This window comes from Leptolyngbya sp. BC1307, from assembly GCF_002286735.1.
Lineage (GTDB): Bacteria > Cyanobacteriota > Cyanobacteriia > Phormidesmidales > Phormidesmidaceae > Phormidesmis.
In genome coordinates, this window is sequence record NZ_NRTA01000054.1 from 1 (window position 1) to 20,865 (window position 20,865).

Below are 20,865 nucleotides of genomic sequence, written 5' to 3' on the forward strand. Positions count from 1 at the left end.
GTTATACCCAAGGCAGATGGGCTCAGTTTTGGGCCAAAATTAACCAATATGGATTTTCTCTCGCTTTTTAAGCCTACATCAAATTCAGGTCACACCCTTGCCGAAATGATGCGGCCTAACGGGCTGGTGTTTAGCCCGGATGAGCGTCTGCTGTATGTCTCTGATACCTCCGCCTTTGAAGATCCCGATCTGTATCACGATATTCGCGTATATGACGTTGAAGGGCGCAAGGTTACGAATGGCCAGACATTTGCGGTGATTGATCCCGGTCAGCCCGATGGCATGTGCGTGGATCTGCAGGGTAACTTGTTTAGCAGCTCTAAGGACGGGATTCAGGTGTACAGCCCGGAAGGACGATACTTGGGGAAGATGCCGGTTCCTGAAGTTTGTGCGAATCTCACGTTGGGAGGAGTGCAGCGAGACCGACTGTTTATCGCCGCTGGGGCTTCTCTCTACGCGATAGATCTCAAAACACAAGGGGTGCGATAAACCGCAGCAGGCAGATTGTAGTAAGAGAGGCGAGTCTGGCTATTCTGGCCTCTATGCTCTTTGCGATGTTTTTAGAAATGTCTCACGGATCACCATTCGTCGCTCCAGATCCCTTCCAGATTCCTGACGACCAGTATCAGGGGCCAAATGGCAAGGGGGAACCGCCAAGCTATGAGAAAGCATTCATGTACGTGGTGATTTTGAGCGAGATCGCCATCCTTGGCCCCGGCATTTTTTCTATAGATGCCCTGCTGTTTAGCTAATCAAAAGTCTCTTCTGCCCGCCAGGGGCAAGGCATGGACATGACCCAAATGACAACAGCGCCTTCTGTCAGCGCCCCCACCAATACCTTTTTGAGCGATTATGTGTTTTGTCAAGAGGGATTTGATCATCTGCGCAGGAAAGGGGAAGGGTATAGCCAGTCCTTTTCCATTCCTTTGATCGTCATTGAGGGAAAATTTGACAGCCGTTAGTGTCTGTAAGTTTTCGCCGCCTTTTCCAGACAGAAATTGCGGTGTAATCAGAAAGGAAAGCCTTTAAGGAATAGCCTTTCATGAAAAACAGCGAGCGCGAAGCACAAATACTGCGAATCCAATCGACGAGCTTCCAACCGGAATTATCGACAGCGCTAAAAGCAAAGCTGCGGCAAGCGGTGGTGGGAGTGACCAAAGCGACCCTAGAAGCGGCCTTGGTCGAAGAACTATTGGCAGAGCGGTGTCGCCAAAGCGAAGCAGTGGGGTGACGCTCAGGCTACTTTACGCGGATACTGGACACAGAGCATGGGCGCATCGAAAAGCTCCGAGTACCGAAGCTGAGGAGCGGCAACAAAGAACGGTCGTGGCAAATTCTTGAACGCTATCAGCGGGGACTGGGGAGCCTGCTAAACTTCACTAGACCTCTCTTTAACCGCTCAACGCGCCAATGCTTTGGCAGACAACGAGACCTGCTGAGGGATATGACCCCTCAGCTCTCGGCTCAAATCAGCCTGGCGTAAAGCGTTTGCTTAGACTTCTCGTCAGTAAAGCAGAGCGTGCCATCGGTCGCTTTGCCAACTGTGACAGTTGTTGCCAAATTCGCTTTTAACCAAACCTTACACCGGCTTTAGCGTCTTCTGAATATCCACGCTGTATATCTCCAAACAGATTGATTAGGAAAGGGACGTTGATTTGCTTTTTGCCCTACAGCTATTGGAAGCGTTTTTAGCAGCGGTATCCGTCTTCGGACTGCTGCTGCTGGCTGGCGATTTTATATCTACTTTTTTATACCATGTGCCCGAACATGCGTTTGGCTGCTTGCACTGCCGGGTACACCATGAGAAAAAACAGACTTTTCAACACTATGCTGTTCTTTCTAAGCATCCGCTAGTGATGCTCGATGGGCTGCTGGGCGCGCTGCCCTATATTGTTTTGGCTGTTGTCCTTTGGCCGATTTCACCGGTGGGAACTGCCGCCGGATTGATCTTTGGAGAGTTTCACGTAGTTTGGCGGCATACGACGAAAATGGGCTGGCAGACGCCGGAGTGGGCTTACAGGCTTTGTTGTTTCTGTTGTGTGGTCACGCCTGAGGCGCACTGGGTGCATCATGAGAATGGGGCGATCGCCTTTGGTGATATCTTCACCTTTTTTGACAAGCCTGCTCAGCTGTGGCTGCAATCGCTGATTAAATTCAAAAAGCAGCTCAGACAGGCGTAGAAAGACCAAGAATAAGTCTAAGTACATAGGCATTATCAATTGCTACACCCTGACGCCCCCTAGCCCTTTCAAGGTCAATTGAATACTGTAATTGCTCAACTCCCCCAAAAAGGGTATGTCAAACAAGGAGAAAGGTCTTAATTTAGAGGTATGGAAAAACTACCCGATTTAAGCAGTCTATCTGGCGAGGCTAAAGATGCCTTGATAGTGTTGTTATAGGAAGAAGTCCAGCGTCTGCGGCAGCGGCTAGAGGAACTGGAGCGGCCGCAGAAGACGAGCGAGAACTCAAGTGTGCCGCCGTCAAAAGGGTTTAAGGCAAACAAGCAGCCATCGCAGCGCCAAATAAGGTGGTGAGCGCCGGGCCGCGAGTATCGGCAGAGCCGGTGGGGGTCGCCAGCTACATCCGCATCCCGACGAGACGGTGATAGCGCAGCTGAGCTGTTGCCCAACGTGCGCGGCGTCGATACCGCCGAGTGAGCAACGATTGCATAGTCGCTACGACCGCATAGAACTCCCGGAGGTCATGCCGATAGTGACGCGAGTAGAGCGCTATCAGGGGCAGTGTGGCGCGTGCGGCACAGATTCAATCGCTCCCGTTCCAGAGCATTTAGCCCCCGGCTCGCCATTCGGCCAAAGCATTGAAAGCCTAGCGACCTATCTGCGCTACGGTCATGCGATTAGCTATGAGCGCCTGCATCAGTTGTTGAACGAAGTGTTCAATCTATCGATCTCAGAAGGTGCTATTGCCAACTTACTCACTCGGGTGAAAGACCGTCTGGTTGAACCATTAGCCGAAATCCTATCGCACTTGCGGCAAGCCGAGATCATTTGCTCAGATGAGACGAGCGCCTGAGTGAATGGCCAGAACGAATGGGAATGGGTGTTCCAGAATCCAGAGGTCTGTTTTCATACCATTTGTGCGACCCGAGGCGGTAGCGTTATCTACGCAGTGCTTGAAGACCACGAACCCGAGGTGTGGGTGTCGGACTTGTTCAGTGCGCAGGTCAATCATCCGGCCAAGCAATGGCAGGTGTGTCTGGCTCATCAGCGCAGAGACTGCTAATATGCCATGGATGCAGGCGATCGCGTTTTTGCCCCTGAGATGAAGGCACTCTTTAAGCGAGCACTCGCCATTCATCATCGTCGCGCCCAGCTCGCCGATTCCACTCGCTATCAGTATCGCTTGGATATTAAGCGGCAACTGCGCAGGATACTAAACTTGGAGCCTGACCAAGCCGATGGCATACGCCTAAAAAAACGCTACGAAGGCATCCAGGAAAACTTGTTTTTGTTTCTTGAAGATGCCGCTATTTCACCAACCAACAACTCAAGTGAACAGGCCATCCGGATGAGTACAATCTTCCGGAAAGTGACGAATGGCTTCCGCTCAGATTGGGGCAAAGATTTATTCGCCGCTGTGCGCTCTGTCGTCAACACTGGCAAACGGCAGGGACTCTCTGCCCTTCAGTCTATTCAGATGGCCCTTTCTGGACGCTCTCTCTTTCAACCGGGTTGAGCAATTGCGCGCATCGAAACTATCTCAGACGAAGCCGATTTAGAAGAGGTTTATAATACCGAGCGCCATCTACTCTATGTAGCCTGTACTCGCGCCCGAGATCAGCTACTCATCTCAGGCGTAGACCCTGCTTCTGAATTCTTAGACGACCTCGATACTCAAAGGCATGTAGGTGAAGGTTTCAGCCTCATTTTACCGACCAGATCAGGACGAAGAAGAACTGGGCAAAGATATCGAGCACGAGATGCGTCCTGGCACCGCCAGCACCTTAACAGGGGGACGGTAGCCACTTGCTTTCTCATGACCATAGCGAACGCTACGCAGCGGATACCTGAGAAGTCTCCCTCGCTTCTTCTGGGAGCGACTCAGGCACGGTTCCACGCACGACCATCACCGAACAAGAGGCACGGTGCATAACGTAGCTGCTGACGCTGCCAGTTAAAAATTCATTGAGTCCTCTGCGTCCGTGGCTACCGACGATGATCAAGTCAACATGATCGGTCTTGGCGCGATCGCAAATAACCCGCCCTGGCTCTCCACTGACCTGAACCAGCCCAGCGCGTACACCTTTATCCTTTGCCTGGTCGCGCCAGCGAGAGAGCATGCTTTGCCCTCTTTCCTGATGTTCTCTATACTCTTCTTGATAAACCCTCCAGGTCGCATCATCTATTGACATCGGATAGCCCGTGACAGCTGGGGAATACGGCGTTAACATCCCATAGTCATAGCCTGGCGTCAGAATGTTTAGCAGCGTTAGCTTAGCCCCTGTGGCCTGAGCTAGCGCAAGTGCCTTGTCAAAGAGATAAGTACAGGCTTCACTCGTATCTAGAGCGACCAATATTTTGTTGAACATGATGATGATCTCCTTTAAGTTAAACCATTCCGGCCAGAGAGAATTCTGAAGACTGCTCCAGGGCCATAGGCTGACTTTGATTGTCAGAATGAATGATCGTTACAGAGCAGGGGGCGTGATGAACAACGTAATTGCTGACGCTGCCAGGCACTAGCTCTTTTAAAGTAGAGCGATCGCGGTTGCCCACCACAATCAAATCGACGTTGTGATCGCTAGCTGCCCGGCAAATGGTAGGCCCAGGGCGACCGTAAGGCTGTATAGACTGGGTCGTAACGCCAGCGGCCTGCGCTTCTGCCTGTTTTTCTTTGAGCAAGGCATCGTAACGACTCGCATACTCAGTAATTTTCAATTCGTAGTCTTTTTGCGCTTTTTCATCTAGCTCTGACGAGCTGCCATCCACTAGCGTGAAAGGGCTGACAGGGCTAGAGGACGCAAAGATATCCAAAGCATGAACCAGAATGAGTTCAGCGTTCAGAGCCCTGGCTAGTTCGAGGGCAGTTTCAAAGGCCCAGTTGCTAGAGGCTGATTCGTCAATCGCGACTAAAAGTTTGTTCAGCACGGTAAGTCTCTCCTGCTTTACTTCTTAGTTCTCATTATAAAAGAAGTTTCTGAAGAAATCGTGAGGAAGGATAAGTGTCCACTTTCACCAGAAAAGCCAGATAGGCCGTCGACTAACGCGGTTGATTGAGACTGTCTGAAACCACTGTAAGCACACTACAGGCATTCATCAAAAAAGGTTAGCTCTACCCCGATATCAGCCGGGTCTTTTAAGAAGATTTGAGTTTGATGAATATCAGAGAGCTGAATGAGTTGGTAAGGCGTTTGGGTGGCAATCATTTTTGCGATCGCCGCTTGCAGCCCGACACAGCTCAGCGAAATATGATTGAAATATCCCTTTTGAGACAGGGCAACCTGCTCGATATTTTGGCAAGCACTCAGATGCAAAATCGGCACCTCGCCTGCATATAGCCAATAGCCCTCATGGTCTAAATGGGCTCGGGGGCCGATGGTTAAGCCAATAATGTCGAGATAAAATTGTTTCACCTGCTCGATGAGCGGCGGTGATGCAGTGATATTAAAGTGATTGAGGCCAGAGACCCTCATTTGCCGGGGCAGTGACGCTAGCGGTAATAGTGATCTGGAGGTAAGCACCCGGCTGACAGCGATGCCCAAGTCGCGCTTATCTGCTAGATGCTCACTCGGATATCGTGTTGTTTTGTCGGTTGTTTTATCGAGTGAGTTTTGAGAAGGGTCTGGTATATAGCTTGGTCGCTTATAGCTCAGCTTATCTCCAATACCTCTAGCTGAGAGAGCAGGATCTACCGATACGCTTGGCGCTGCTACTGTTATCTTGGTCATCATACCTCCCCAAAAGAGAGATGACGCTGCTTACTGAGGCAAGCAAAACGGTTTTAATCTCTCTGTATTGAGATTATTGAGATTTATCTTATTATTGCTAGCTTAAGGCATAAATATGAGGAAAATGTGGGGAAACCCGAGTCGTTGCAGCATAAAGTAAGGCCATCGCTATCAGCGACCCACTAGCTACGAGGATTTTCAGCCGGTTCTCGCTCTAGTAGACCTATCTGGTCGTCTTTCACAACGGCAGTCACCAGCGCTAAGTTTCGAGAGGCAGGGCCGCCTGTTACCTGTCCGAGTGCGTCATAGCGAGAACCGTGACAGGGGCAGACAAAAGCTTGTTCGCTCTGATCCCAATTGACGGCGCAGCCCAGATGAGTGCAGACGGCACTAATAGCGTAGGGCGCAATTTGAGGGCCAGTTTCAATCACCAAAAAGCTTTTGTGGTCAAGGCCGTTGGCGGGGAGGCGATCGCCCGCAGCCGACTGAGCGAGTACCGCGCTCGCCTGATAAGGATTATCCGCTTCATCTAATGCCTGCACGCCCGGCAGATAGTCTTTACACCGAGAATTTTAGGGATAGGACAAGCAGAAATCGTCCATGTTGACCTTGGCTGCCTGAGCCTGATTGACAAAAGGCCAAAGCCAACCGAGCGCCACCGTGCTCGCGCTGCTGCCGACAAAGTAGCGTAAAAACAGTCGTCGATATTTTGAAAATGCTGTAGGGCTAAAGCTTTGCGAGTGTCTTCTAAGGGCGTTCAAAGACAGAGCGCAAGCTGTTGTTTGCCGAGCGCACTGACCAGTCTAAGCAAACGGAATCAAATCCAATACGGTTAACCGCTTGAGAAAACTGTACGGGCACTTGAAAGATGCGCTGATGCTCAGCTTGACTGTGGGAAGTATGGCTGCTGTTGGTAGGGGTCTCTCTTTTGCGAGTGCCTCACAAACGGTTAAAGGCTCAATTAGAGAACGTTTCATAGCGACAACTTAACGGCCTCTCAGGAAAATCTTAGGTAGGCGTCACCTCATCTCTGGTTAAATCAACAGTATCGGCGGCGCTCGGCATCAGTCCCTGTCGCTGTTATGACCCAAGGTTTTTATCGTTACGAGCCCCGGCAAGCTTAATATAGCCCTCCCCGGATGCATTCGGGTAAGGCGAGTCACTTGGCCTGTTGTGATGCAAAGGTTTTGCCTACGTTGCTGTATTCGAGCTAAGTGACTAACGCTATAGTGTCTTGGCAATCACTGTTCTCTCATTTTTTAACTCAATCGATCTATGGCTTTAGCAATGGCCCTCACCTGGGTGCTCCTGGCTGGATACGGCTTTTTTATTTTTCGGGTAGTGCGCAAAACAACGCCACTAAAGGTGTCTGCCTCAGAGTTTTTTGGCGGTCAGTCGCAGCGAGGGCAAGCGCCGGGGCTGTGGCTGTTAGTCTCTAGCGCGGCAATTTCCTGGATTTTTGCCAAGTCTATTGACAACGCGGCTAGCCTGGGAAACGCTTTTGGCATCACCGGCGGCATTGGCTACGCGATTTACTATCTGAGCTTTGTGACAGCGGCGATCGCGCTCTATTTCATCCGCACCCGGGGCGGTTATCAGTCAATTCCAGAATTTTTGGTCAGCAAATATGGCAAGGTCTGTGCGCGGCTGTTTTTGGTGGCGATCGCCATTCGCCTACTGAACGAAGTCTGGTCAAATACTAAAGTGTTCTCGCTTTACTTTGGCGCGGAGGGCAGCGCTGGCTACTGGATTGCGGTGTTTTTGGTAACTGCCTTTACCGTGTATTACAGTCTGCTGGGCGGCTTGCGCTCTAGCCTGCTGACCGACCAGGCGCAGATGATTTTGGCGGCAGTACTGCTGGTGGTGATTTTGGTGACGCTGGGGCCAGGCTTAGTTGACCAGGGCCTGCCTGTCGTTGACCAAGAAACTTCTCTAGCTGGCCTGACCTTCTGCGGGTTGGCCTTTGTGCAGGTCTTTAGCTATCCCTTTCACGACCCGGTGATGACTGATCGCGCGTTTATTACTTCGCCCCGAGTGATGTTTAAGGGGTTTATCTTAGCCGGCCTGGTTAGCGGCGGCTTCATCTTTCTCTTTAGCTTTGTCGGGCTCTATGCGCTGGCTAACGGCGTCGAAGGCCAGCCGACGCTGGTGGTACCGGCGCTCTTTGGGCTGCCCATGCTGCTGGTGTTTAATGCGATTATGCTCACCAGCGCTGGGTCTACCTTAGACTCCACCTTTTCGAGTGTGGCTAAGCTGGGCGCACGCGACTGGAATAACCGTCAGGGATCGCCGACTGAGCAGCAGGCGCATCGAGGTCGCTGGTGGATGGTGGCGATCGCCCTGCTCGGCAACTTGCCCCTGTTTAGCCTTTATCTGGGTGATAGAGTCGGGCCTGCCATCATCCAGGCGACGACCATTAGCGGCACGATGGTAATGGGGCTTGCGCCTATCTTCTTGCTGGCATTCATCCGGCGAGCAGGCAGTCTGAGCTTTCATCTTGCTTTTTGGCCAGGGCTGACCTTTGGCGTTTTGCGAGTCGTCGAGAGCGCGCTGAGCACCGAAATCTTTCCGGCCTGGATGAGTATTGGCAGCGGTAAATATGCGCTCGATCTGGGAGTTAATGTATACGGGCTGTTGATTTGTGTCGGCGGTTACCTTTTAGGTGCGGCTATCCAGCAGACCAAACCAGAAAAGGTGACCCAAACAAAGACAGTGCGGTCATGACAGATAGTTGCCCATTATGTGCCCATTATGTAGCTAACGCCGATGGCAAGCTGGCTAATCAGAGCAAGGCATCTGTGCCACTCTCCTGAGGAAGACCCCTGCCAGGTCAATTCTGTTTCTTAAGGCAGAGGATTGTTTTATTGAGTTTTATTAACTTAAAGACTCAAACCAAACGAGGAAACGAACATCATGCAAGAAGGAACAAACGTACCGGTGGACATGAAGCAGCCCTATATTGAGCCTGCAACTAGCTGGCGCGGTGGCTTTGTCCCTAGCGCCGAAATCTGGAACGGTCGCTTGGCCATGATTGGCTTTTCGGCTGCTGCGCTGATCGAGGTCTTCTCTGGTCGCGGCTTCCTCCACTTCTGGGGTCTACTGGGCGGCTAAATATCGTTAGTTATTTTAATCTCTTCTCATCAATACAGAGACAGTGCGGCACCTGAATGATAGGTGCCGCCTTTTTTTGTTTTATCTTCCAGACCGAATGAGGTGATGGCGATCTTCACGAAGCAGGTGAGCACTACATCACTCTCTAGTTCCGTAGGTTAGCGACATGCTGACCTCTGTCTCCTTTCTCCTGCCTCCTGTCTCCTGTTTCCCGCCCACTACCCACAATCCGAGGTCTAAATCTCTCCTCCAACCCCAAAGACTTCAAATACCAGAAAACCAACAGCGCGGGCAGTACATATTTATCCCAGGGATATGCCTTCATCATAAGGACAGCATGCACTAGAAAAATGGCAGACATCAGGCTGACATTAGAAAAGCGAATACAGGCCAGCAGCGACAGACTAAAGAAAAATAGCATTGACAGATTGTATTGGCTGAGGTCTCCGGCAAAGCCTGCGATTTTTCCCAATCCTTCTAAAACAGGCGGAAACATCCCAATGTACAGCAGTAGCCCAACTGCGATCAGGGCAATCTTTTGCCACTGCTGCCGCCATTGTCGCAGTCTCGCCAGCGGCTGGAATAGGAAAAACTCTGGAATTACAATATAGGCTCCCACCGCAGCCAAAAAATGAATTGCCCCGCCAGGTGACAGCGCCCAGGCAGACCTTTGCACATCAGGCGTACCTGGTTTGGCCAGCGCTGACTCAGAGGCGACTCCCTGAAATAGATAAAACCAGCCAAAGATAGAGAGAACGGCAATTAGCGGCGCGATCCATCGCCAGTGGTCTGCCAGGCTAGCGCTGCGCAAATATCTGAGGCCGTGAGTGAAGAGAGCTGTGAACTCACAAAGGGCGATCGCTGCCGGAAACGCGATCATGTACTGCCGGGCGGCGATCGCCAGAATAAACGCGACGCTGCTCAGCAGGTGACGATTGCGCACATAGCTCACCATGCCGATCAGCACCCAAAAACAGGCGACCATCTCGGTGTAGAGCCGCCCGCTCAGCCAGAGGTAAGGCTGGAAGGTAAACAGACCTACCAGACAGACCAGTGAGAGTCCTGTTTTATGTTTGCCGGGCCAGCCGATGATAAACACCACGACTATAGACAGCAGCAGATTCAGCCAGCGGCCCGCTGCAATGCCCTGGCCAAAAAGATACTCCAGTGCGCCAAAAGCTACAAAAGGCAGCGGCGTACTCAGCTCGCTATACTGAGCAAAATTATCGCTACTCGGAATCAGGCGATCGCTAAACAATAAGCTGGTTTCCCAGTAGTGAATTTCATCCCATACTGCTGGCCCCTGCAAAAAGTTCAGATGAATCACAAACGCTGAGTAGATGGCGACAATGGCCGCTAAGAAAATCAGTCTTTGCTGAGACCGTCCAATTCGTTTAACTTTCATAGAGAGTAGAATGCGCTGATACATGGCCGTTGTGAGCGATGAGAGGAACTGCTGAGAGAGAATGGCTAGCTTTTGTAATAGTCTCGGGTGCCGCGATCATCAAGCGCCGTACTGAGGCGGCTCAGGGCGTGAATGTAGGCGGCTGTTCTAAAAGAAATTGAGTGCTTTTGAGCAATTTGCCAGATAGTTTCAGCTTCTCGGGTAATGCGACTGCTGAGCTGACTGTGAACTTCATCTAGCTGCCAGTACAGGCCGCTGCGGTTTTGCACCCATTCAAAATGGCTGACCATCACGCCGCCCGCGTTCACTAAAATATCGGGAAAAAGAGAGATTCCTTTTTTCTCTAAGATAATGTCGGCATCGGCGGTGACCGGGCCGTTAGCCACTTCAAAGATGTATTTGGCCTGAATGCTGTGGGCATTCTCAGCGGTAATCTGATTTTCTAAAGCAGCCGGGATTAGAATGTCTACATCTAGTGAAAGCAATTCTTCATTGGTGAGATTATCGTGTTCAACAATGTTGCAGACGCTGTCTTTGCAGTAGACCGCCTGCATGGTGTGGTGCGTTCGCTTAAACTGCTGAATATCTGGAATGTGCAGACCCTTGCTGCTGTAAATGCCGCCTTTAGAATCGCTGACGGCGACCACCTTATAGCCCGCTTCAAAGAGCTGCCGGGCAATCACGCTGCCTGCATTGCCAAACCCCTGCACGGCTACCGTCATCTGCTCGGGTGATTGGCCATATTTAGCCATCATCGTCTGCAGCACGTAAAACGCGCCCGTTCCTGTCGCCGTACTGCGCCCCAAACTGCCGCCCATGCTCACAGGCTTGCCGGTGATCACAGCAGGCGATCGCTTGCCCTTAATAATGCTGTACTGATCCATCATCCAGCCCATGATCATGGGGTTGGTGTAGACATCCGGCGCAGGAATATCGAGATCGGGGCCGATGAAGGAAGCGATCGCATCAATATAGCCCCGACTCAGCCGCTCTAGCTCAAACTTAGATAGCGTCTTCGGATTCAGCGCAATCCCGCCTTTCGCTCCCCCAAACGGCAAATTCACTGCCGCACACTTAAACGTCATCCAGAAGGCGAGCGACTGCACCTCATCAAGCGTGACCTGCGGGTGAAAGCGAATGCCGCCCTTCGTTGGCCCCCGCGTATCGTCATAGCGCACCCGATAGCCTTCAAATACGCGCAGCGAGCCGTCATCCATCCGCACCGGGATCGCCACCTTCAGGCTGGCCTTAGGAAACTTGAGCCGCTCGGTCGCATCGGCTGAAATAGGGGCGTATTGAGCCGCTTGTTCTAAGCGACGGCTGGCATCAGTCAGGAGGGCAGCGGGCATAGGTTGCTCCGGCAGAGGGATTAGAAACGGCTGATAGTGCAGCCGCGTTTACTATACAATCATCTACCAATAGGGCTGAGTCGCAGCATCTGAGCGACTGTTTAGCCAGACGTAATTTGCGGGTGCGGTGTTTCAACAGTGGTCGACAGTGGTCAACAGTGGTCAGCTCGTGAGTCTAGGGCAACTGTCTGAAGAGAGTGCGCTGACTCACCTTTGGTCGTTGGTGCGAGGGGCGATCGCCCTCAATGCCGAAACCTTTCAAGCAATTCAGAGCCAGCCCCAGAGCCTGCTGGCAGCGCTGACGATTGTCTTTATTGCTGGGCTGGCGCAGTCTTTAAGTCAGATGGCGGTGCTGTTTATCAACCAGGTCAGGCCGCTACGGTTTGTACTGAGCCTGTTTATTTCAGCGCTCTTTTTTGTCATCGGCTTCGGCTTTTGGGCGCTGAGTATTTGGAGCATTCTCAACCTGGCTTTTGCCGGAGACCTGGCACTGACGGCAGCGGTGCGCACCCTGGGCTTTAGCTATGCGCCGCTAATTTTGAGCATTTTCGTGATGCTGCCCTACTTTGGCGGCGGCATCTTTGTACTGCTCTCAATCTGGACGCTGCTAGCGGTGGTAGTCGGCATTGATGCGATTACGCCGCTGGGCCGCTGGGAAGCCTTTGAAAGCGCCGCAGTGGGGTGGATTGTCGTGCAGCTACTGCAAAAAACGGTGGGCCAGCCGATCGCCTCATTGGGCCAGTGGATCACCAATTGGGCCGCTGGAGAAAAGCTGATCACCAATCGCACTCGCCTATCTGAAGAACTCTATGCAGGGCTAAGAGCCCGGCCCGATCCTATCCGGTCCGCTAATACCGATAGCTGGGAAAGACCGGCAGATAGAGAGCCTGATTCGTAGTGGCTAGCCAGTAAAATTTTACCTGGCTAGCCGAAAGGGGGCCAGGTGCTAGTGTAGAGAGCTGTATGGACCTGGTATAGCTGCTGTATGACGAGACGATTAATTCAGCTGAGCGGCGTGGTTTTGCTAACGGTGGGGGTGATCGTGCTACTCTCCCCGGCGAATGAGCAGTGGTTGCAGTGGTACCTGGCCCTGAATAATAAGCTGCTCAAACTGGTCGTAGATTTGGCCCGCGTCAGTTTGATTGCGCTTTTGCTGGCCGGGCTGCTTTCGCCTTTTGAGGCGCTGGGCTGGTGGGCGGGCTGGTATGGCGATGGCATCGAAATGCATATTCCCTGCAAGCGATCGCTCTCCCCTCATCATCAGCACTCCCCAGTGACGCCAAGTCGCTACGTGATCTATCTAGACGGCATTTCTCAAAGCTGCGCCGACTATCCGCAGCGAGTGCAAAACTTTTTAGATACGCTGGTGGCTGCCCTACCTGCCGATATGGTATTCGTCCAAGACATTCTGGCCTATTCGGCTTTGAACCGACCGCTGACGATGCAGAGACCCTTTGCCACCTTCTGGCGCTGGGTGAATCGGATTGAAGACGGCTATCCGCAAAGCCCGCTGGATATTTTTATCAACTTACGCAATACCTTTCAGGTGGCGGTATCTACCGACAATCGCTATGGCCCGGTATTTAATCGGGGTACGGCGCAAGTGATTTTAAACAGTTTGCGGCAGCAGGGCTACCGGCCTGGCGTGCCGATTACGCTGCTGGGCTATAGTGGCGGCGCTCAGGTAGCGCTAGGGGCGGTCACCTATCTTAAGTACGCGCTGGGTGCGCCGATTGAGGTCATTTCTCTATCTGGTGTGATCAGCGGTAACAATGGCGTCGCTGAGCTAGACCGGCTCTATCACCTGACGGGCGATCGCGATCTGCTCGCCCAAATCGGGGCGATGATGTTTCCTAAGCGCTGGCCCTGTATCACCTGGTCTACCTGGAATCAGGCCAAAGCGGTAGGCAAGATCCGCTTTATTTCACTGGGGCCGGTGAGTCACAACGGGGCGACTGGCCCGATTGATCCGGTGGCGCAATTGCCTGGCGGCGACAGTCACCTGAACCAGACCATGAAGATTCTCATGGAAATTTTGACTGAGCAGGCTGAACGGCCCAGCGCGATCGCCAGCTCTTAACGGCAGACTTCATAACGACAGAATTCGTGACTTCAGGTAGAGGAGAGCGATCGCCCTTTACCCATACAGTTGGTGATACAGCGGTGATCGTGACCAGACGCAGCACTCTGAGATCAATTGCAGAGAAATTGATCCTAGAGGCTGGCACAGGTATTAATATGAGCCGCCGCAGAGGAGCCGTTCAAGTGAAGTTTGGTAAGTTTATTGGCCTGATTCTTTTTGTTGGGCTGCTGTATCTACTCTGGCAAATTCGCCAGGTGCTGCTGCTGGTATTTGCTGCCGTCGTCTTTGCAACGGTGATCAATAAGCCTGTGCAGTGGCTGCAAAAGCTAGGCATCAACCGAGGGCTGGCAGTGGCCCTTTCCCTGTTTACCATCACCTGTATTTTGCTAGGCGCTGTCTGGTTTGTCGTCCCTGCCTTAGTTGAGCGTTTACCCCAGTACACCTTCTTTTCTGAACAGGGCATCAACAAACTGCAAACCTGGTACCAGCAAATCAAAGGCATTTTGCCCGGTGATGCGCTAGCCGACACGCCGCTCTCCGAACTGCTGCCTCAAGTTACTCAGTTCAGCCCTAACTGGATTGGGCGGGTGATGGCAGTATTTACCAGCTCTCTAGACTTCTTCCTCAATGCGCTGCTGGTATTGGTGACCATTATTATGCTGCTGGCTAATCCGCAAAGCTACCGCCGGATTTTCATCCTGGCTTTTCCCAAGTTCTACCGCGCTCGCGCCAACAAAATTACGACAGAGTGCGAATCGGCGCTGACCGGCTGGGTTTCAGGCATTTTGTTTAATATGACGGTGGTCACCCTCTTTAGTGGGATTGGGCTAGCCATTTTGGGGGTGCCACTGCCCACTGTTAACGCAGTCATTGCCGGTCTTCTCACCTTTGTTCCCAATATTGGCCCTTTCTTAAGTGTGATTCCACCCGCGCTGATGGCGCTGGCTATCAAACCCTGGCTAGCCCTAGCCGTCGTGCTTCTCTACGTGGCTATTCAGCAGTTAGAAGGCAATGTACTGACCCCGCTAGTGATGAAAAAGCAAGTGTCTCTACTGCCAGCGATTACGCTGATGGCGCAGGTCATATCCGCAGTTTTCTTTGGCTTTTTAGGCTTGTTTTTGGCCCTGCCCCTAGTGGTCGTCTTGCAGGTATGGGCTAAAGAGCTGCTGGTCAAAGATATTTTAGATCGCTGGCGTGCGCCCAAGCGAGAGATACGTCCGCTAGCTATCAATCCGCAGGAGCACAAGCTCAGGCATCCAGGCTGAATTGTGAACTCATTGAACTCATTCGCTGCGCAGCCGTCTGAGCAGCTCTAGCGCCTCTTCACGATCCCTATCTAATCGGTTTTGGCTGTGCTGCCAAAATTGTGCCCACCAGTCTTCGGGTTGGGTATGCTCGCCGCTGTATTCAGTGGGGCGATCGCCTCTGCCATCGGTCACCAGACTGCCCACATAGTCGGCATCGTCGTAAATGCGTTTGATCTGCGCATCAATCTCAGCGAGATCTGCCGCCGAAACGACCCCGTTGCTAGTGGCTTTGTAAAACTGCACAGTGACCCGAATCGGAAAATCTGGATCGCGCTCAATCGCCAAGTTATCAATTTCGGTAAAGGGGCCTTCTACCGGGCCGTGGCCAATCACAGCAGCTTCTACGTTGCTAGGTCTGGCCATCGCCGGGGCCGGAGCCGCCTCAAACAGCATGTCGCCACTGACGCTGCTGCGAAACGGCTCTTTTTGCTTAAGCGGCACCTGGATTAACATCACCATGTTTAGTCCGTCCTCAGCGGTGACTTCTCCCAGCGGTATTGCCTCAGAACCATTTTGCTCACTGCGAAAATCGCTGACGCGCTTGCCGGTCAGACTGCTGCGCTCCCCATTTTGATTAAAAAACAGCCGCTGGCCCCAGGTACGGCCCGAGCCAAAGCCATCGCGCTGATTGTCGATTACAGTGACGCTGGTGCCTTCGCGAGTGGCGAGCAATGTGAGCACTGCCGGGTCACCGGGGTAAGACTGGTAGTTAAATAAAACGGGGTTAAAGGTAGCTTCGCCGCCCTCAGGAATCGGTAAAAAGGCAGCTTGAGCGCTGACCAAGACATGAGAGTCGCGTTCGGCTAGGAGCGACTGATTGCGACCTGTCCTAGAATCAAGCCAGGAGTCGGGTTGGGTGAGATATGAGCGTAAATTCTCCAACACATCAGCTAGCAGCACCGGCTCGACCGCCTCCCCTTTTTCATTGCCCGTCAAAACAGAAAAGCGCTGCAAAGGCACATCAGCCGTGACATCCGAAAAATTGGGATAGCGAATTACCGGCATCAGGTGCAGCTGCGCTTCGTCTGAGCGGGGATCTGTGTGCTCGACCTGAATGGTCATATCGCTGATATTGGGCCCGACTGCAGAATTGTTATAGCGGCCCGTGTCTTCCCAAGTAACATCGAGTATTTGCAGACCGTGTTCAGCGGCTAAGCTCTGGGCCTCGGGATCGCGGATCATTGCCTTTGTGCGGTCAATCACCTGGCCATACTGTCTGAATTCTGAAGTGTCGATGATCAAGGGTGCGGCCTCTTCTACCGGAGAGTCGGAGTTTTCTTCAGCACCGGTCTGAGCGGGTGTAATGCCCCACGATTGGGCGATCGCCCGCTGGTTAAGACTGACTGCCCCGCCCAGCAGCACTGACAATAGGATTAGCTTGCCCGCTATTTTCCCAGGATGTGAAGGCTGCTGGTTTTTGGTGGGCAACTGGTGCGATCGCTTCATCTTTATCACGACTTCTCGTCGCTCCATCACAATAAGTACAAGGTGAGTACAAGGTAAGAGACACAGCAGCTAAACACTGCCCGGTTTCAGTTTTGGCAACAGCCGCCGTTAAAAAACCGGAGAATTCGGTCTGATGGCATAGACTTCGCTAGCGAGGAGTAAAGCTTTAGCCAGATAGTCCTGCAGACGTGAATACGCTACGATCAGTAAAAACAAAGAGGAAGCCTTAAAGAGGAAACACGATGGTAGATAAAATCGTAAAAACCGACGAAGAATGGAAAGCAGAGCTAACGCCGGAGCAGTATCAGGTCGCCCGTAAAGCGGGTACCGAGCGCGCCTTTACCAGCTCGCTAAACGACAACAAAACCGAGGGCATTTACCGCTGTGTCTGCTGCGGCTCAGAGGTGTTTAACTCCATCACTAAGTTTGATTCGGGTACTGGCTGGCCCAGCTTTTATGCGCCTAGCAAGCCCGAAAATATCGCCAATAAAAAGGACTTTAGCCACTTTATGATTCGCACAGAGACGACTTGCGCGGTGTGCGATGCTCACCTGGGTCATGTCTTCGGCGATGGCCCTAAGCCCACAGGCAAGCGCTATTGCATGAATGGTGCGGCCATGACTTTTGAAGCGGCGGATGTCGATGGCGATGGCCAAATCAGCGGCAATACTCCTGCTGAAGCGATGAGCTAACTCATGCGGCTGCACACTCACATTTGGGGGCCTGCTCAAGGAGAGGGGTTTCCTATTCTCTGTTTGCACGGGCACCCGGGCAGCAGCGAGGCGATGGACGTATTCACCGCGCCGCTGGCTGTGGATTTTAAGACCTATGCTCCCGATTTGCGAGGCTATGGCCGCAGCCGCACGGCTCAGCCCTTTGAGATGACGCGCCATCTCGACGATTTGGAAGAACTGCTAGATCGCTACCAGATCGAGTCGTGTCTGGTGTTAGGCTGGTCGCTAGGTGGCATTTTGGCGATGGAGCTAGCGCTGCGTCGCCCGCAGGCCATACGCGGCCTAATTTTGGTCGGGACGGCGGCTCGCCCGCATGGCTCTCACCCACCGATTACCTGGCAGGACAATGTCATCACCGGGGCAGCGGGCCTGCTGAACTGGGCGTTGCCCGGTGATCCGCTGGCGATCGCCCTGGGCAAAAAGTCTCTTTTTCGCTATCTGATTCGCCAGCACACGCCAGAAGCCTATCGCTATTTAGCTCAGCGCGGGACTCCGGCCTACTTACGCACCAGTCGCCGCGCTGAGTCAGCGTTATTTGGTGCGATTCGAGCCGGTTACAACCGACTGCCCGATGTCAGAACGCTGCAGATACCGAGTCTGATGCTCTGCGGAGAATGCGATCGCCATATCACCGCCGAATCTAGCCTGGAAACTGCCCGCGCCTTGCCTGACTGCCAGGTTCACTGTTATCCTGACACCGCTCATCTCTTCCCCTGGGAGATTCCAGCGCGAGTAAATCAAGATATTCGTGTTTGGCTAGAGGCCCACCCGACTCTCTGGCAGTAAATCTTACGGGGCCTGTCCCATTTCGTTCTTTCTGACTGAATCTACCGACCGCCCTAACTCAAAAGCCGCATGACCATTCAAACTCCAGACTGGGTAAAGCACGCTGTCTTTTACCAGATCTTTCCTGACCGATTTGCTCGCACTACCCGAACTGACTTGCCGCCCGAGATGCAGGTGCCTCTAGAGCCGTGGGCAGCTCCCCCTACATTAGAAGGCTACAAAGGTGGCGATCTTTGGGGAGTAGCCGAACAGCTCGACTATTTGCAAGATTTGGGCATTACGGCGATCTATTTCACACCGATCTTTCGCTCAGCCAGCAATCACCGCTACCATACTCATGACTATCATGTGGTTGACCCGCTGCTGGGCGGCGACGAAGCTTTTTTTGACCTGCTGCAAGCGGCCCATGACCGCGATATGAAAGTTGTTTTAGACGGCGTATTCAACCATGCTAGCCGGGGCTTTCACTACTTTAACGACATTTTAGAAAATGGCCCGCACTCTCCCTGGGTCAACTGGTTTAAGATACAGGGCTGGCCGCTCTCGGCCTACGATGGCGATGAACCTGCTAACTATGAAGGCTGGATCGATAATCGCGCCCTCCCTGAGTTTAATCACAACAATCCTCAGGCCCGAGAGTTTATTATGCGCGTGGGCGAGTATTGGATAGAAAAGGGGATCGATGGCTGGCGGCTAGACGTGCCTTTTGAAGTGGAAGCTGAAGGTTTTTGGGTAGAATTTCGCGATCGCATCAAAGCGATTAACCCCGAAGCATACATTGTTGGAGAAGTCTGGACAGATGCCCGGCAGTGGCTGGACGGCACCCAGTTTGACGGGGTGATGAACTATCTCTTTACTGGGCCAGCTATAGCCTTTACCGCTCAGCAAAATGTGGTCATGCCGCTAGTGGAGCATGTTGACTACTATCCCTATCCGGCCTTAGATGCTAAAGGCTACGCCGAAAAAATTGACGCGCTGCTCAATCTGTATCCTTGGGAAATTCAACAAACTCAGCTTAACCTGCTCTCTAGCCACGATATTGCTCGGGTGTTGAGCGTTGTTGGCGAAGATGTCACCAGTATGGAGCTAGCGACGCTGCTGCTGCTGACATTTCCGGGGGCACCTAGCCTTTACTACGGCGACGAAGTGGGGTTGCCTGGCAACCTAGATCCTGACTGCCGCCGCACCTTTCCGCCCAAAGCAGAGTGGAATCACTCGTTGCTACAAACCCACAGGGCTTTAATCGCTCTACGCCGCGCTCATCCGGCCTTGCGCACAGGAAAATACAAAACCCTGGCCGCCGAAGGGCATTGCTATGTATTTGCCAGAATTTTAGAAAAAGAAATTGTGGTGGTAGCTGTCAATGTAGGTGAAAATGCGGTGCGCATTCGGCTGGCAGATCTGGCCGGGGAAAACGGTCAGGTGCTGTACGGCGAAGGAAAAGTAGATTGGCTGGGCGATCGCACTGCCATGCTAGACATCCCCGCTCGTTCGGGCATGGTACTGGGCAATCCTTAGAAGCTATCGCGAATGGCTAATTTTCCGGCTGAAGCGCTACCTGTCTTCCTGAGCCGCCTTATCCAAAGGCCTATCCTTGCTTGCTACCCGATGGTGACTAACTGGAGCTGCCTTTTTTACCGCTGCCGCCCGACTTTGGGAGGGTGGGTATCTGTCCTACAATACATACCCACCCGATTGAGCCTTCGTTAATAGCTAGATTCAGTCATCTCTCAATTACGCTTTTTCAATCTCGCTAGGGCATTGCTAGCCGCTTTCTTTTCTGCTGCTTTTTTACTACGGCCTTCTCCCTCTCCATAGAGCTTGCCATCTACATACACTCTAGCGACAAACTCTGGCGCATGGTCTGTGCCGCCGATTTGTTCCGTTACATATTTGGGCGGCACCAGAGCACCGTTAGCTTGAGCAAACTCTTGAAACTGATTTTTTGAGTCTTTATTCGAACGCTCTACCACCACCTCCGGATTGACAGAATCAAACAGGTTCTCGATTAAGGGACGTAAGATTTTGATGTCTTGATTGTTATCTAAGTGGTATGCCCCTACTACAGCTTCAAAAGTACTGCTCAACAAGTTAGGATTTTGATAGCCGCCTTCTTTAATCATGCCCTGCCCCAAGCGCATTCTGAAGTCTATTCCGACTTCAGTTGCAAATCGAGCGAGCTGTTTTTCATCTACCAGCGCCGAGCGACGCCGGGTCATTTCATCTTCTCCCATTTCGGGATAGCGGCGATATAAGTACTCACCGCTGATGTAAGTCAATATGGCATCACCCAAAAACTCTAATCGTTCGTTATGGCCAGTATCGCCAGGATTTTCGTTAGCGTAGGATCGATGCGTTAGGGCGCGACGCAACAGCCGCTCGTCACTAAAAATTAACAGTTTGTGCATGGTTGTCTTTTTTATACAAATTGAGAGAACTTTTTACCAGAATGCAAAACTGTGTGACAGTCAGCGATTAGTTTGATGTTTCCCAAGGCAGCGCTCGTAGGAATTTGGAGGGGGGAAAAGACTATTTCCCCGTGAGAGATTACAATAACGACAGGCAAGCCTAAGGTAGTACCCATGAGACGAACACCCAAGTTTCGATATTCATCTGCATACCTTAATTAAGCCTGAGTAGTTACTTGAGTGTTGTGCTCTCATGAGAGAAAAATCATCATATCGCGTCTGAGGTAGACTAGGCGTTAGGTTCAAAGGTTTTGAGCAGGAGGTGAAG

21 protein-coding genes and 1 pseudogene are annotated in these 20,865 nt (G+C 52.3%); 14 read left to right on the forward strand and 8 right to left on the reverse strand.

The window, feature by feature from the left end; all coding sequences use genetic code 11:
- The 6 genes and pseudogenes from CKL79_RS19305 to CKL79_RS23290 form a co-directional block, all read left to right on the forward strand.
- On the forward strand, positions 1-489 hold a 489-nt coding region (locus CKL79_RS19305; RefSeq protein WP_141242248.1), incomplete at its 5' end, for an SMP-30/gluconolactonase/LRE family protein.
- 77 nt (positions 490-566) lie between these two features.
- Positions 567-752: a hypothetical protein gene (locus CKL79_RS19310; RefSeq protein WP_141242249.1), complete on the forward strand. Its 186-nt coding sequence runs from the start codon at positions 567-569 to the stop codon at positions 750-752.
- Between the two features lie 33 nt (positions 753-785).
- Entirely contained in the window at positions 786-962 is a 177-nt protein-coding gene (locus CKL79_RS23285) for a hypothetical protein (RefSeq protein ID WP_170944124.1), read from the forward strand.
- A gap of 80 nt (positions 963-1,042) precedes the next feature.
- Positions 1,043-1,231, forward strand: a complete 189-nt coding sequence (locus CKL79_RS19315) for a hypothetical protein (protein ID WP_121971194.1) — start codon at positions 1,043-1,045, stop codon at positions 1,229-1,231.
- 424 nt (positions 1,232-1,655) lie between these two features.
- Entirely contained in the window at positions 1,656-2,180 is a 525-nt protein-coding gene (locus CKL79_RS19325) for a sterol desaturase (protein WP_205879154.1), read from the forward strand.
- Between the two features lie 523 nt (positions 2,181-2,703).
- Positions 2,704-3,696 (forward strand): annotated as a pseudogene (locus CKL79_RS23290) (IS66 family transposase).
- 316 nt (positions 3,697-4,012) lie between these two features.
- Here CKL79_RS23290 and CKL79_RS19345 read toward each other — a convergent pair.
- The 4 genes from CKL79_RS19345 to CKL79_RS19360 form a co-directional block, all read right to left on the reverse strand.
- Positions 4,013-4,549 carry a universal stress protein gene (locus tag CKL79_RS19345; protein WP_121971198.1) on the reverse strand — a complete coding sequence of 179 codons (537 nt, stop codon included), beginning with the start codon at positions 4,547-4,549 and terminating at the stop codon, positions 4,013-4,015.
- A gap of 19 nt (positions 4,550-4,568) precedes the next feature.
- Positions 4,569-5,108 carry a universal stress protein gene (locus CKL79_RS19350; protein WP_121971199.1) on the reverse strand — a complete coding sequence of 180 codons (540 nt, stop codon included), beginning with the start codon at positions 5,106-5,108 and terminating at the stop codon, positions 4,569-4,571.
- Positions 5,109-5,263: 155 nt separating this feature from the next.
- Positions 5,264-5,911, reverse strand: coding sequence for a hypothetical protein (locus CKL79_RS19355; protein WP_121971200.1), 648 nt, complete (start codon positions 5,909-5,911; stop codon positions 5,264-5,266).
- A gap of 179 nt (positions 5,912-6,090) precedes the next feature.
- The gene (locus CKL79_RS19360; RefSeq protein WP_170944125.1) at positions 6,091-6,450 is read right to left on the reverse strand and encodes a Rieske 2Fe-2S domain-containing protein; all 360 of its coding nucleotides are present in this window, start codon (positions 6,448-6,450) and stop codon (positions 6,091-6,093) included.
- Positions 6,451-7,183: 733 nt separating this feature from the next.
- Here CKL79_RS19360 and CKL79_RS19365 point away from each other — a divergent pair.
- Both CKL79_RS19365 and CKL79_RS19370 read left to right on the forward strand, forming a co-directional pair.
- Positions 7,184-8,632 carry a Na+/proline symporter gene (locus tag CKL79_RS19365; RefSeq protein WP_121971202.1) on the forward strand — a complete coding sequence of 483 codons (1,449 nt, stop codon included), beginning with the start codon at positions 7,184-7,186 and terminating at the stop codon, positions 8,630-8,632.
- Positions 8,633-8,851: 219 nt separating this feature from the next.
- Positions 8,852-9,019 (forward strand): high light inducible protein, encoded by a 168-nt coding sequence (locus CKL79_RS19370; protein ID WP_121971213.1) that lies wholly within the window; start codon positions 8,852-8,854, stop codon positions 9,017-9,019.
- 145 nt (positions 9,020-9,164) lie between these two features.
- Here the strand turns inward: CKL79_RS19370 and CKL79_RS19375 are convergent, their stop codons facing one another.
- Together CKL79_RS19375 and CKL79_RS19380 are read right to left on the reverse strand one after the other, a co-directional pair.
- Positions 9,165-10,424: a hypothetical protein gene (locus CKL79_RS19375; protein ID WP_141242250.1), complete on the reverse strand. Its 1,260-nt coding sequence runs from the start codon at positions 10,422-10,424 to the stop codon at positions 9,165-9,167.
- A gap of 65 nt (positions 10,425-10,489) precedes the next feature.
- Complete coding sequence (locus CKL79_RS19380; protein ID WP_121971204.1) at positions 10,490-11,773, reverse strand: Glu/Leu/Phe/Val dehydrogenase; 1,284 nt, start codon at positions 11,771-11,773, stop codon at positions 10,490-10,492.
- 127 nt (positions 11,774-11,900) lie between these two features.
- Here CKL79_RS19380 and CKL79_RS19385 point away from each other — a divergent pair, with 127 nt between their 5' ends.
- The 3 genes from CKL79_RS19385 to CKL79_RS19395 all read left to right on the forward strand — a co-directional run bounded on the left by CKL79_RS19385 (position 11,901) and on the right by CKL79_RS19395 (position 15,121).
- Positions 11,901-12,671, forward strand: coding sequence for a hypothetical protein (locus CKL79_RS19385; protein WP_205879155.1), 771 nt, complete (start codon positions 11,901-11,903; stop codon positions 12,669-12,671).
- A gap of 87 nt (positions 12,672-12,758) precedes the next feature.
- Positions 12,759-13,853, forward strand: coding sequence for a hypothetical protein (locus tag CKL79_RS19390; RefSeq protein ID WP_121971205.1), 1,095 nt, complete (start codon positions 12,759-12,761; stop codon positions 13,851-13,853).
- Between the two features lie 26 nt (positions 13,854-13,879).
- A complete protein-coding gene (locus CKL79_RS19395; protein WP_240518976.1) occupies positions 13,880-15,121 on the forward strand; it encodes an AI-2E family transporter in 1,242 nt (413 codons plus the stop codon).
- Positions 15,122-15,139: 18 nt separating this feature from the next.
- Here CKL79_RS19395 and CKL79_RS19400 read toward each other — a convergent pair whose 3' ends face one another.
- Positions 15,140-16,636 (reverse strand): hypothetical protein, encoded by a 1,497-nt coding sequence (locus CKL79_RS19400; protein ID WP_240518977.1) that lies wholly within the window; start codon positions 16,634-16,636, stop codon positions 15,140-15,142.
- 215 nt (positions 16,637-16,851) lie between these two features.
- Between CKL79_RS19400 and msrB the strand changes: the two genes are divergently transcribed.
- From msrB to CKL79_RS19415, 3 genes are all read left to right on the forward strand, one after another.
- Positions 16,852-17,301 (forward strand): peptide-methionine (R)-S-oxide reductase MsrB, encoded by a 450-nt coding sequence (gene msrB / locus CKL79_RS19405; protein WP_121971207.1) that lies wholly within the window; start codon positions 16,852-16,854, stop codon positions 17,299-17,301.
- A 3-nt stretch (positions 17,302-17,304) separates the two neighbouring features.
- Complete coding sequence (locus CKL79_RS19410) at positions 17,305-18,129, forward strand: alpha/beta hydrolase (RefSeq protein ID WP_121971208.1); 825 nt, start codon at positions 17,305-17,307, stop codon at positions 18,127-18,129.
- 69 nt (positions 18,130-18,198) lie between these two features.
- Positions 18,199-19,647 carry a glycoside hydrolase family 13 protein gene (locus CKL79_RS19415; RefSeq protein ID WP_121971209.1) on the forward strand — a complete coding sequence of 483 codons (1,449 nt, stop codon included), beginning with the start codon at positions 18,199-18,201 and terminating at the stop codon, positions 19,645-19,647.
- Positions 19,648-19,859: 212 nt separating this feature from the next.
- On the opposite strand, the gene rnc is transcribed toward CKL79_RS19415, so the two are convergent.
- Entirely contained in the window at positions 19,860-20,537 is a 678-nt protein-coding gene (gene rnc, locus CKL79_RS19420; protein WP_121971210.1) for a ribonuclease III, read from the reverse strand.
- Between the last annotated feature and the right edge of the window lie 328 nt (positions 20,538-20,865).